At 69.1% G+C, this 11,547-nt stretch carries 10 protein-coding genes; 6 read left to right on the top strand and 4 right to left on the bottom strand.

What is annotated here, in order from left to right; genetic code table 11:
• Positions 1-16: 16 nt before the first annotated feature.
• From BDO18943_RS02585 to BDO18943_RS02570, 4 genes are read right to left on the bottom strand one after another with little or no spacing between them, the layout of a single operon-like run.
• Positions 17-826 (bottom strand): ABC transporter ATP-binding protein, encoded by an 810-nt coding sequence (locus tag BDO18943_RS02585; protein ID WP_175021106.1) that lies wholly within the window; start codon positions 824-826, stop codon positions 17-19.
• Positions 819-1,901, bottom strand: a complete 1,083-nt coding sequence (locus tag BDO18943_RS02580) for a FecCD family ABC transporter permease (protein ID WP_175021105.1) — start codon at positions 1,899-1,901, stop codon at positions 819-821. Before BDO18943_RS02580 ends, BDO18943_RS02585 begins: the two co-directional genes overlap by 8 nt.
• Entirely contained in the window at positions 1,898-2,839 is a 942-nt protein-coding gene (locus BDO18943_RS02575; RefSeq protein ID WP_175021104.1) for an alpha/beta hydrolase, read from the bottom strand. The genes BDO18943_RS02580 and BDO18943_RS02575 overlap by 4 nt, the downstream gene beginning before the upstream one ends.
• Position 2,840: 1 nt before the next feature.
• Complete coding sequence (locus tag BDO18943_RS02570; RefSeq protein ID WP_175021103.1) at positions 2,841-3,956, bottom strand: ABC transporter substrate-binding protein; 1,116 nt, start codon at positions 3,954-3,956, stop codon at positions 2,841-2,843.
• Between the two features lie 166 nt (positions 3,957-4,122).
• Between BDO18943_RS02570 and BDO18943_RS02565 the strand changes: the two genes are divergently transcribed.
• From BDO18943_RS02565 to BDO18943_RS02540, 6 genes are all read left to right on the top strand, one after another.
• Positions 4,123-5,097 carry a helix-turn-helix transcriptional regulator gene (locus BDO18943_RS02565; RefSeq protein ID WP_175021102.1) on the top strand — a complete coding sequence of 325 codons (975 nt, stop codon included), beginning with the start codon at positions 4,123-4,125 and terminating at the stop codon, positions 5,095-5,097.
• A gap of 116 nt (positions 5,098-5,213) precedes the next feature.
• Positions 5,214-7,376, top strand: coding sequence for a TonB-dependent receptor domain-containing protein (locus BDO18943_RS02560; RefSeq protein WP_175021101.1), 2,163 nt, complete (start codon positions 5,214-5,216; stop codon positions 7,374-7,376).
• A gap of 52 nt (positions 7,377-7,428) precedes the next feature.
• Positions 7,429-8,613, top strand: a complete 1,185-nt coding sequence (locus BDO18943_RS02555; RefSeq protein ID WP_175021100.1) for an isochorismate synthase — start codon at positions 7,429-7,431, stop codon at positions 8,611-8,613.
• Entirely contained in the window at positions 8,610-10,226 is a 1,617-nt protein-coding gene (locus BDO18943_RS02550; protein ID WP_175021099.1) for a (2,3-dihydroxybenzoyl)adenylate synthase, read from the top strand. The genes BDO18943_RS02555 and BDO18943_RS02550 overlap by 4 nt, the downstream gene beginning before the upstream one ends.
• Positions 10,227-10,289: 63 nt before the next feature.
• Positions 10,290-11,165 (top strand): isochorismatase family protein, encoded by an 876-nt coding sequence (locus tag BDO18943_RS02545; protein WP_175021098.1) that lies wholly within the window; start codon positions 10,290-10,292, stop codon positions 11,163-11,165.
• Positions 11,162-11,485 carry a DUF2218 domain-containing protein gene (locus BDO18943_RS02540; RefSeq protein ID WP_235995760.1) on the top strand — a complete coding sequence of 108 codons (324 nt, stop codon included), beginning with the start codon at positions 11,162-11,164 and terminating at the stop codon, positions 11,483-11,485. Before BDO18943_RS02545 ends, BDO18943_RS02540 begins: the two co-directional genes overlap by 4 nt.
• The last annotated feature ends 62 nt before the right edge of the window (positions 11,486-11,547 follow it).

Raw genomic sequence — 11,547 nt, 5'->3', positions numbered from 1 at the left:
GACGACCGATCCGCGCTCAAGCGTCGCACGCTTCCCACGCGTCATCCGTCATGGCTCGCTCCGCGAGCGCGACGTAATCGCCGGCCGCCGTCCGTTCGACCCGGGCGTCGACGCGATACGCGCGCCGCAGGTGCGGCGGTGTCAGGACTTCGGCGGGTGTGCCGTCGGCGACGAGGCCGTCGGTGCCGAGCAGCACGAGCCGGTCGCAGAATCGCGACGCGAGATTCAGGTCGTGCATCGCGACCAGTACGACCGCACCGTGTCGGCGTGCCGCATCCCCGACCGCCTCCAGCGCGAGCAACTGCCAGCGCAGGTCGAGCGCGCTCGTCGGTTCGTCGAGCAGCAGCAGCGGCGTGTCGCGCACGAGTACCTGCGCGAGTCCGACCATCTGCCGCTGCCCGCCGGACAGCCGGTCGAGCGGCGACATCGCAAGCGCTTGCAACCGCAATCGCTCGAACACGTTCTGCAGGCGCAGGTCGCGCGCCGCGTCGGACAAACCAGGGCAGGTCGCGCGCAATGCGCTGCGGACGGCTTCGTACACGAGCAGCGACGACGGCTGCGGCAGCGTCTGCGGCAGGTAGCCGACCCGTCGCGTGTGTTCCCGGCGCGCGCCGCGCAGCAGGTCGAATCCGCCGAACGTCGCGTTGCCGCGTGCAGCCGCGAGCCGGGCGAGTGCGCGCAGCAGCGTCGATTTGCCGACGCCGTTCGGTCCGAGTAGTCCGATCATCGTGCCCGGCGCCACGGGCGCGAGCGACAATCGGTCGAGCACGACCTTCGCGCCATAACGCACGACGAGGTCGTCGACGCACAGCGTGCGCTTATCCATCGAGCCTCCTGCGCCGGCTGACGAGGATCATGAACAGCGGCACGCCGACCAGCGCGGTGATGATGCCGATCGGCAGCGTCACGCCGGGGATCAGCGCCTTGCTGAGCACGGACGCGCCGGCCAACATGATCGCACCGGCAAGGGCGGCGCCGGGCAGGTAGTAGCGATGCTCGTCGCCGACGAGCAGTCGTGCGACGTGCGGCCCGACGAGACCGACGAACCCGATCGTGCCGACGAACGATAGCGCGGTGGCCGACAGCAGGCTGATGCGGATCAGCGCGACGAGTCGCAGCCGCTCGACCGCGATGCCCATGCTGCGTGCCTGTTCGTCGCCGGCGCGCAGCGCCGTCAGCGACGCGACGTCGAAGCTCGCCCACAACGCGCACCCGGCGAGCATGCACGACAGCAGCGCGATCTTGCCCCACGTCGCGCGCGCGAGGCTGCCCATGCTCCAGAAGACGATCTGCTGAAGTGCGTTCGCGTCCGCGAGAAACTGCAGCAGCCACAGCAGCGCCTCGAAACTGAACATCAGGCCGATGCCGAACAGCACCACGGTTTCGGTCGTCGCGCCGTGGCGCCACGCGAGCCAGACGATCAGCAGCGTCGCGAGGCTCGCGCAGCAGAACGCGCCGAGCGACAGCGCGATGTTCTCGTTCCAGAGCACGACGTGCCAGCCGGAGATCACGACGAGCGACGCACCGACGCTCGCGGCGGCCGACATGCCGAGCGTGAACGGGCTCGCGAGCGGATTGTTCAGCACGGTCTGCATCTCCGCGCCGGCGAGGCCGAGCGACGCACCGACGAGCACGGCCATCAGCGCATAAGGCAGGCGCACGTCCCAGAGGATCACGCGCTGCTCGAGCGGCAGCGCGTCCGGCCGGAACAGCCCCGCGACCAGATCCGCGATCGGGAACGGCGACGGGCCGGTGCCGATGTCGACGACGAGCAGGGTGCCGAGCACGCAGGCGAGGAACATCAGCGCGCCGACCCGCCGCGCGGCGACTGCGCGGTAACGCAGCTTCAGCGAAGCGGACGAGCGGGACGAAGGCGACGATGCGGGCGACGCGGCGCTCATGCGGCCGCTCCCGCGACGGCTTCGGCCGCGATGCGCGCCGCCAGCATCGCGCTGGGCACCACGACGCCGCCGTGATCCTCTCCGTCGATCAGGCGGAACGTCGCGTCGAGGCCCGGGCGGGCGCCGACGCGACTGACGAAGTCGCGCGCGGAGCTGACCTGCTTGCGCGCCTGCTGCCGGCGCATGCGTTCGGCGTCCGGATTCGGCGTGCCTTCTTCGAGACTGCCCGCGGTCACGAGCAGCCGCAGCGCGGGTGCGAGCGGCGCCGATTGCTCGGCGAAACGATCCGCATAGGGCAGCAGCGCGCGATCGCCCCACCAGATCGACGGGCTGGCCGCGACATACCGCGCGAACAGGTGCGGGCGCGTCAGCATCGCGTACAGCGTCAGCAGGCCGCCGTACGAATGACCGAACAGCGTCTGGCGTGCCGGGTCGACGGCCACCTGTTGCGCGAGCCAGGGCTGCACGTCGTGCTCGATGAAATCGAGCAGGCGGTCGGCGACGACACCGCGGCCGTCCGGCAGCGGCGCGAGCGTGTAGTCGTCCGCGCGGGCCGTCATGTCGTAGGCGGCGTCAGTCGGATAACCGATGCCGATCACGACGGGTTCCGGATCGGCCGGGGCGTCAGGGCGTGCGCGCCGGTTGCGCACGAGTTGCGCGGCGAGCGGGAAGAGCGCGTTGCCGTCGAGGACGGTCAGTACCGGATGGGATCCCGTAACGGCCCGCTCGGCGGGCAGCGCGACGAACAGGCGGCGGGGCTTGCCGCCGACCGTGACGTCGAACTGGCGGCTGTTCGGCACCTGCACGGCGGGCGCGGCGTCGAGCGCGGGCCAGTCCGGTGCGCGCGCGGCGAGCGCGGGGGGGAGGTGGGCGCCGAGCGGGCCCGCGAGGCCGGCGACGAGCAGCGAGCGACGCATCGTGGAAGCGGGGCGCGGCATGTCAGGACCCTTCCTGCACCCAGTATTCGCCCTGCAGCGGAACCGGCTGGAAGCGTTGCACCATCGTGTCGAGCGTGCGGCGCGGATCGATGTCGGCGAACAACGCCGGATGCAGCCATTTGGCCATGGCCTGCACCGCGACGACGTTGAACGGCGAGTTGTAGAAGTGATGCCAGATCGCATAGGCCCGGCGCTCGCGCACCGCGCGCAGCGGCGCAATCTGCGGGCGCTGCAGCGACCGGTCGAACGAACGGGTAGCGGTGTCGCGCGACACGCCGGCGCCGAGCGCGATGCGCAGCGGCGCACTTTGCAGTGTCTGCGTCGAGCCGATCCCCGTGCCGATGTAGAAATCGGGCTGGCGGCTGAGCAGGTATTCCGGATTCAGCGTGCCGTGCTCGCCGGGCACGCGGTCTTTCGCGATGTTGTTGCCGCCGGCGGCATCGAGCAGGCGCCCCATCATGCCCGTCATCGTGTCGCAGCAGTCGCTCGACAGGCCGACGCGGCTTTCGAGGAACACGCTCGGCGCGACCGCGTGCGCGTTCGCGAGCCGCGTACGGACGAGATCGAACTGCGCCTGCCAGTACGCGTTGAAATCCGCCGCGCGCTGCGGTGCGCCGAAGACCTGGCCGAGCAGCGCGATGCTGCGCGTCGTATTGACGAGCGGATCGTGCCGGAAATCGACGAAGACGATCGCAACGCCGGCGGCTTCGAGCCGCGCCAGCGTCTCGCGGTCGCGCTCGCCGGGGCCGTGGCCGCCGCCGAGGCCGAAGATCGCGACCTGCGGGCGCAGCGCGAGCGCGCGTTCGTCGCTGAAGCTGCCGGCCTGCGAGCGGCCGATGCGCGGTACGTCCTTCAGGCGCGGAAACCGCTCGAGCCATTGCCCGTAGCTGGCCGGATCGAGCTGTTCGAAATCGCCCATCATGCCGACGAGGCGATGGGTGGGATCGGCGTCGACGACCGCCAGCGCGGGCAGCAGGCGCCCTTCGCCGAGCAGCACGCGTTCGACGCGCGCAGGAATCCGGACCTGCCGACCGGCGAGGTCGGTCACGGTGGTGTCCGCGCATGCCGCCTGCGCGACGAACCCGCTGCACAGCCATGCGACCAGCATGGCCCACATTCCACTTGTCTTTCTCACGCGACTCCCGATACGATGTAAATGAGAACAATTCGCATTTAATTGTAACCGAGCAGTCGGACATCGCGGGATGTCGGCTGTTTGTTCCAACGACGAAATAGTTTGTGCGGGCCCATGGCGCCCGACACACGCAACGGGGTATCAAGACATGACAGCGCAGACGGCAGCTGCTTTCCAATCCGACGGCCACCGCCACGACGCGCACGTCGCGCGAATCCGCGAGGTGCGACCGGGCCTGCGCATCCACGCGGACGACGCGACCGACGAATTCGATGCGGTGATGTCGGGGCAGTGCACGCCGGGCCTGCATCTCGTGCTGCTGCTCGAAGGTGCGCTCGACGTGTCGTACGGCGACCGGCGCGTGGTGCTGACGACGGATGCGCACCGCGCGAGCCGGGCCCCGGTGCCGCGGCCCGCGGTGCGGATGCAGTCGTTCCTGCTCAACGCGGTGCAGCCGGATACGTTCCGCCGACGGCTCAGCAAGGGCGGCTATGCACGGCGCCTCAGTCTCGCGATGTCGGGCGAGTGGCTCGGGCATCTGCAGGCTGCGAGCCGCGGCATGCTGCCGGAGCGGCTGGACGCGATGCTGTCCGCACACCTGGCGATCCGCTTCTGGCAGCCGACGCCGCGTGCGACGGCACTGGCCGAGCAGATCGTGCGGCCGCCGACCTACCAGCCGATGCTGCAGGCAATCTATCTCGAAAGTCGCGTGCTGGAATTGCTGGCCGAGGCGTTCGCGCCGCTCGAGGCGGAGGCGGTGGACGCCGCACCGGCGCAGGATGCGGCGCTCGGATCGCGCGACTACCGCCGGATGGCGGAATTGCGCGCGTTTCTGGCGAGCGATGCGGCGCAGGACTTGTCGCTCGACGATATCGCGCGTCATGCCGGCATGAGCACGAATGCGATGCAGCGCCAGTTCCGGGCCGCCTACGGCACGACGGTATTCGACTTCATCCGCGAACATCACCTGCAGCGCGCGCGGCTTGCGCTCGAGCGTGACGCGGTGAGCGTCAAGCAGGCTGCGGCGCTGGCCGGCTATACGAGCGCCGCGAATTTCGCGACCGCCTACAAGCGCCGCTTCGGCGTCACGCCGACGCTCGCGCGCCGCAGCGACCATCGCTGACGAGGCCGCCGCCGCGGCTCAAACGAGTTTGTAGCTTACGCAAAGATTTCGGCACATTACATGTTTCATAATGCAAATGAGAATCAATCACATCATGAAACATCGAAAGCGCCACCATGTCGAGTCAAGCTGCACACTTTGCATTGAAGCCGGTCGTCGTTGCCGGCCTGTACCTGATGGGCGTGTCGAGCGCGTGGGCGCAGACGCCTGATCAATCGGCCGAGCCGACTGCCGCGTCCGCTGTCGCGGCATCGCCGGCTGCCGGCGATCCGCCGGATCCGACCACGTTGAAGGCGGTCGTCGTGACGGCCAGCCGTCGCGAGCAGGCGATCCGCGAAGCGCCCGCGAGCATCTCCGTGATCACCCGCGACGACATCGAGGCGAAGCCTTACACGTCGGTTGCCGAGATCGTCAACAACGTCGAGGGCGTGAGCGTCGTCGGCGCCTCGCCGAACGACCAGGACATTTCGATCCGCGGGATGCCCGGCGAATACACGCTGCTGCTGGTCGACGGCCGTCGCCAGAACACACGTGAAACGATGAACCGCGGCAGCTCGGGCGTGCAGTCGAACCTGATGCCGCCGCTGTCCGCGATCGAGCGGATCGAGGTCGTGCGCGGGCCGATGTCGTCGCTGTACGGTGCCGATGCGATGGGCGGCGTGATCAACGTGATCACGCGCAAGGTCCCGAAGCGCTGGGGCGGCACGATCACGGCCGGCAGCGTGTGGCAGCTCGAATCGAACCAGGGCGATACGCAGAGCGTCGACTTCTGGCTCGGCGGCCCGCTGAAATCCGACGTGCTCGGGCTGCAGGCGTCCGGCCGGCTCCTGCATCGCGGCGAGGACGACATCTTCTACGCAAAAAGCGGCACGGGCGGCGCGAACGGGCAGCGGATCGGCAGCTTCGACGTGAAGCTGGCGGCGAAGCCCACGCGCAACCAGGACGTGAGCGTGAACATCGGGCGCGAGCAGCTCACCTACCTGAGCACGCCAGGCAAGAGCGCGGCGCCGCTCACGCCACGCACCGCCGCGACGGCGCTGACCGAGACGCGTCACGTGCGCGACTACTGGGGCATCACGCACGACGGTCGCTGGGGTTTCGGCAACACGACGCTGTCGCTCTATGGTGAGCGCGGCGTGCAGGACCAGTGGACGCCCACCGGCCGCGAGGCGATCCGGCCCGCGCTGACCGACACGATCCTCGAAGGCAAGGCCGAGGTGCCGTGGTGGGGCGAGCGCAACATCCTGACGGTCGGCGGCCAGCATATCTGGTCGACGCTGTCGGGCGTGGCGCGCCAGGATGCGGTGCCGCAGGGCCATGCGGCGAACTCGGACCGGATCCGGCGCAATGCGTGGGCGCTGTTCGGCGAGAACGACTACTTCTTCAACGACCGGTTCACGCTGACGACCGGCGTGCGGCTCTATCACGACGATCGCTACGGCAGCCACGTGAGCCCGCGAATCTACGGCGTCTACCAGCTCAGCCAGGCGTGGACGGTGCGTGGTGGCGTGTCGACGGGCTTCCGGCCGCCGTCGTTGCGCCAGAGCACGGGCGGCTACTGCATGACGTCGGGCGGCGCGGCGGGGGCGATGCCCGGCACGCTGTGCGGCAATCCGGATCTCAAGCCCGAGACGAGCCTGACCGAGGAGCTCGGCGTGCGCTACGACCTCGGCGACACGTATGCGGGGCTGACGCTCTTCAACAACCTGTTCAAGAACAAGGTAGCAAGCTACGACACGGGCAAGGCCGATCCGCGCTCGCCGGGCCGCAACATTTACGTGTACGACAACATCGACCGGGTCAAGCTGTACGGCCTCGAGCTTGGCGCGGGCACACGCGTGATGCGCACGCTGAAGGTGTCGGGCACCTACACGCTGACGCAGTCGCGTCGCGAAGGCAGCGGCGAGAAGGCGTTCAACGGCAGCTCGCTCGACGGCTATCCGCTCGACAAGACGCCCAAGCACAAATTCAACGTGCAGGTCGACTGGACGCCGACCGCCAAGCTCGACCTGTACGCGACGGCGAACTACATCGGCAGCGAGTCCTGGGCGGCGTTCCGCAACGGCGCGCAGGGTGTCCGCGAACGGCCGTCGACGACGACCTTCGATCTCGGCGGCCGCTACCGGATCGACAAGCGTTTCTCCGTCAACTTCGCGGTGCTGAACCTGACCAACAAGATGGTTCCGATCGACGATCGCACGCGCACGACCGGCCTGAACGGCAACTGGCTGGTCGATCAGGGGCGCCGCGTCGCGGTGAGCCTCACCGCCGAAATGTGACGACACGGCCGGTGCGACGCCGCGCCGGCCCTTCAATCTGGAGATGAATGCGATGAATGCAATATCCCGTCCTGCCGATCTATTAGCACCCCAAAACATTTGGGATCTGTATCGCGCCGATGCGCCGCTGTTCCTCGCCACGCCGGTCCATACGCTGCTCGCGGCCGATCCGGCGGAAGCGATTCCGCATGCGGATACGCCGCTGGCCGCGCGCGTGACGGAGGCGCTGCGCCGTGCGCAGGCGCAAGGGCATGCGGGCGCAGCGGTGGTCGGCGCCGTGCCGTTCGACGCCGATGCGCCGGCCGCGCTGCGGGTGGCGCACACGATGCTGCGTGCGGCACCGCGCGGCGTGCCGCGGGCGCCGGAACCGTCCGGACTGCGCTATGCGACGCGCGAGGTGCCGGCGGCCGATGCCTATGCCGATGCGGTGGCACACGCGGTCGCGCGCATTCGCGCGGGCGAGCTCGACAAGGTCGTGCTGGCGCGCACGCTGGAAGTCGACGGCGAGCAGCCGGTCGAGGTCGCGCCGCTCGTCGCGCGTCTCGCGGCCCGCAACCCGCACGGCTATACGTTTTCGGTCGATCTCGGCGAGGGGCACACGCTGCTCGGCGCGAGCCCGGAGCTGCTCGTGAACCGCTTCGGCGGCATCGTGCGCGCGAATCCGCTGGCCGGCTCCGCGCCGCGCAGCCGCGACCCCGTCGAGGACCGCCGTCGCGCGGAGGCGCTGCTGGATTCGGCCAAGGATCTCGACGAGCACCGGGTCGTCGTCGAGGCGGTGCGCGACAGCCTCGCGCCGTACTGCCGGCATCTCGACGTGCCGGCGCGCCCGTCGCTGATGCACACCGAAACGATGTGGCATCTGTCCACCGAAGTGCGTGGCGAAACGGAAGCCGACGCGTTGACGCTCGCGCTTGCGCTGCATCCGACGCCGGCGGTCTGCGGTGCGCCGCGTGATGCGGCCCGCGCGTGCATTCGCGCGGCCGAGCCGTTCGACCGCGGGTTCTACGCGGGGATGCTCGGCTGGGTCGATGCGCGCGGCGATGGCGAATGGATCGTGACGATCCGTTGCGCACAGGCGTTCGATCGCACGCTGCGGCTCTATGCCGGAGCGGGTGTCGTCGCCGAGTCGACGCCCGACGGCGAGCGGGCCGAAACGGCGGCCAAGTTCAGGACGATGCTGGATGCGCTGGGGATTCGCCACGACGCCGCATCGGGCGGCACCCGGGAGGCGGCATGACGATCGCGCATGGCACGCCGTGGCCGGCCGCGCTGGCCGACACGTACCGGAAAAAGGGCTATTGGCGCGGCGAGTCGTTCGCCCGGTGGTTCGATGCGCGCGTCGCGCAATTCGGCGACCGGACGGCGCTCGTGCAGGGCGACCTGCGCTGGTCGTACCGGACCCTTGCGCGAGAGGCGCAACGCATTGCGCGCGCACTGAGCGCGGCGGGCATCGCGCCAGGCGATCGCGTGGTGTTGCAATTGCCGAACTGCGCGGCCTTCTTCGCGACGACGTTCGCGCTGTTCCGCATCGGTGCGTTGCCGGTCTTTGCATTGCCCGCGCACCGGCGTCGCGAGATCGGTTTCTTCTGCCAGCACACGGGCGCGGTCGCGTACATCGCGGCGCAATCTCACGATGGTTTCGACTACCGGTCGCTCGCGCGCGACGTGCAGGCCGACGCGCCGACGCTGAAGCACGTGTTGTTCACGACACCGGGCAACGCCGGACTCGATCTGCCCGATGCGCCGGACGCCGCATTGCCGCCCGGGCCGCTCGCGCACGAGGTGGCGTTCCTGCAGTTGTCGGGCGGCAGCACGGGCACGCCGAAGCTGATCCCGCGCACGCACGACGATTATCTGTACAGCGTGCGGGAGAGCGCGCGCATCTGCGGGCTGAGCGAACGCACCGTCTATCTCGCCGCGCTGCCGGCCGCGCACAACTACGCGCTCAGTTCGCCGGGCTCATTCGGCGTCTTCGACGCGGGCGGCACGGTCGTGCTGTGCGACAGCGCCAGCCCCGACGTTGCATTCGACGTAATCGAACGTGAACGCGTGACTGTGGTTGCGCTCGTGCCGCCGCTCGTGCTCGTGTGGCTGACGGCCGCTGCGCGGCGCGGCGGCGCGCCGGCGAGTCTCGAACTCGTGCAGGTCGGCGGGGCGCGGTTCGATCCGGCACTGGCCGCGCGCGCGGCGGACGGCTTCGGCGCGCAGCTCCAGCAGGTGTTCGGGATGGCGGAAGGGCTCGTCAACTACACGCGGCTGGGCGATCCGCGCGACGTCGTGATCGCCACCCAGGGGCGGCCGATCTCGCCGGACGACGAGATTCTCGTGGTCGACGACGACGATCGTCCGGTCGTACCGGGCGAGGTCGGTCACCTGCTGACGCGTGGCCCGTACACGATCCGTGGCTACTACGACGCGCCGGCGCACAACGCGCGTGCGTTCACCGCGGACGGCTTCTATCGCACCGGCGATCGCGTGCGGATCACCGACGGCGGCTATCTCGTCGTCGAGGGGCGCGCGAAGGACCAGATCAATCGGGGCGGCGAAAAGATTCCCGCGGAGGAGATCGAGCACCTGCTGCTGGCGCATCCGGGGGTTGCCGACGCGGCACTCGTGCCGATGCCGGATCCGTATCTCGGCGAGCGCAGTTGCGCGTACGTGATTCGCGGTGCGACGGCACCGAGCGCGGCGGATCTCGTGCGGTTCGTGCGCGAGCAGGGCGTCGCGACCTACAAGGTGCCGGACCGGATCGAGTTCGTCGATGCGTTCCCGAAGACCCCGGTGGGCAAGATCGACAAGCGGGCGCTGCGGCAACGCATCGCCGATTGCCTGGCCGACCTGCCTGCCTGACGTCCGGTACCGAGGCAATTCCCGATCCATTCATTGTTACGACGCTTCACGACGCATTCCAACATGGCCATTCCGAAAATCGCTTCCTATCCGATGCCGGCAGACCTGCCGGCCAACCGCGTGACCTGGCAATTCGAGCCGCGCCGCGCGGCGCTGCTCGTGCACGACATGCAGGACTATTTCCTCGACTTCTACGATCGCGGTGCGGCGCCGGTGCCGTCGTTGCTGGCCGGCGTGCGGCGCCTGATCGATTTCGCGCATGCGGCGGGGATGCCCGCTTATTACACCGCGCAGCCGGCGACCCAGGCGCCGGCGGATCGCGCGCTCCTGACCGACATGTGGGGCCCGGGACTGACCGCGCAGCCGGCGCGCGCGGCGATCAGCGAGATCGTCGCACCGGTGCCCGGCGACACGGTGCTCGACAAATGGCGCTACAGCGCATTCCGGCGCTCGGATCTCGATACCCGGCTGCGCGCACAGGGGCGCGACCAGCTTGTGATCTGCGGGATCTACGCGCACATCGGCTGCCTGATGACTGCGTGCGACGCCTTCATGCGCGACATCAAGCCGTTTTTCGTCGGCGATGCGCTCGCGGATTTCTCGGAGCGCGAGCACCGGATGGCGCTCGAGTATGTCGCGGGACGCTGCGGCAGCGTCGTGTCGGTCGACACGCTCGTCAGTGCTACCCACGACGATCTCGCGACGCCGACCCTCGACGACGTCGCGCGGCGGGTCGCCGAAAGCCTGCGCATTCCGGCCGCGACGCTGAGCGCGGACGCCAACCTCGTCGATTGCGGCGTCGATTCGATTCGCATGATGACGTTCGTCGAGCAGTGGCGGGCCGACGGGCACGACGTCACGTTCGTGCAACTCGCCGAACAGCCGACGCTGGAAGCGTGGACGCGCCTGCTGCAACGCACCGCGCAGGTGCCTGCATGACCGGGCACGACATGCCCGGCATCCGTCCGGCGCCGTTCGCCAGCACGGCGGAAGTCACGCTGGCACAGGCCGATCGCGTGCTGTTCAAGCTGTGCAAGCACTACGCGATCAAGGTGCCCGTCGTGTTCGACGCGCACCGTGCGACCGTCGACTTCCCGTACGGCACCTGCCGGATGCAGCGGACCGACGATCGGTTGCGGATGCGCTGCGAAGCCGATACGGCCGACAAGCTCGCGCAGATCCAGTACGTGATGGACGAGCACCTGGTGCTGATGTCCCGCAATCGCGAACTCGTGATTGCGTGGCAGCAGGCCGACTGACGACGTGCATTTCCGGTTCAACGCTTATTCGCGATATCTCCATTCATGCAACTCGAAGAACG

The sequence above is a fragment of the Burkholderia aenigmatica genome (genome assembly GCF_902499175.1).
Taxonomy (GTDB): domain Bacteria; phylum Pseudomonadota; class Gammaproteobacteria; order Burkholderiales; family Burkholderiaceae; genus Burkholderia; species Burkholderia aenigmatica.
Note: the sequence above shows the minus strand (reverse complement) of the source record. Positions and strands in the feature narration are given on the sequence as shown.

Coding starts and splice junctions, on each gene's coding strand:
- BDO18943_RS02585 (WP_175021106.1), bottom strand. CDS start 826: ATGGATAAGCGCACGCTGTGCGTCGACGACCTCGTCGTGCGTTATGGC.
- BDO18943_RS02580 (WP_175021105.1), bottom strand. CDS start 1,901: ATGAGCGCCGCGTCGCCCGCATCGTCGCCTTCGTCCCGCTCGTCCGCT.
- BDO18943_RS02575 (WP_175021104.1), bottom strand. CDS start 2,839: ATGCCGCGCCCCGCTTCCACGATGCGTCGCTCGCTGCTCGTCGCCGGC.
- BDO18943_RS02570 (WP_175021103.1), bottom strand. CDS start 3,956: ATGTGGGCCATGCTGGTCGCATGGCTGTGCAGCGGGTTCGTCGCGCAG.
- BDO18943_RS02565 (WP_175021102.1), top strand. CDS start 4,123: ATGACAGCGCAGACGGCAGCTGCTTTCCAATCCGACGGCCACCGCCAC.
- BDO18943_RS02560 (WP_175021101.1), top strand. CDS start 5,214: ATGTCGAGTCAAGCTGCACACTTTGCATTGAAGCCGGTCGTCGTTGCC.
- BDO18943_RS02555 (WP_175021100.1), top strand. CDS start 7,429: ATGAATGCAATATCCCGTCCTGCCGATCTATTAGCACCCCAAAACATT.
- BDO18943_RS02550 (WP_175021099.1), top strand. CDS start 8,610: ATGACGATCGCGCATGGCACGCCGTGGCCGGCCGCGCTGGCCGACACG.
- BDO18943_RS02545 (WP_175021098.1), top strand. CDS start 10,290: ATGGCCATTCCGAAAATCGCTTCCTATCCGATGCCGGCAGACCTGCCG.
- BDO18943_RS02540 (WP_235995760.1), top strand. CDS start 11,162: ATGACCGGGCACGACATGCCCGGCATCCGTCCGGCGCCGTTCGCCAGC.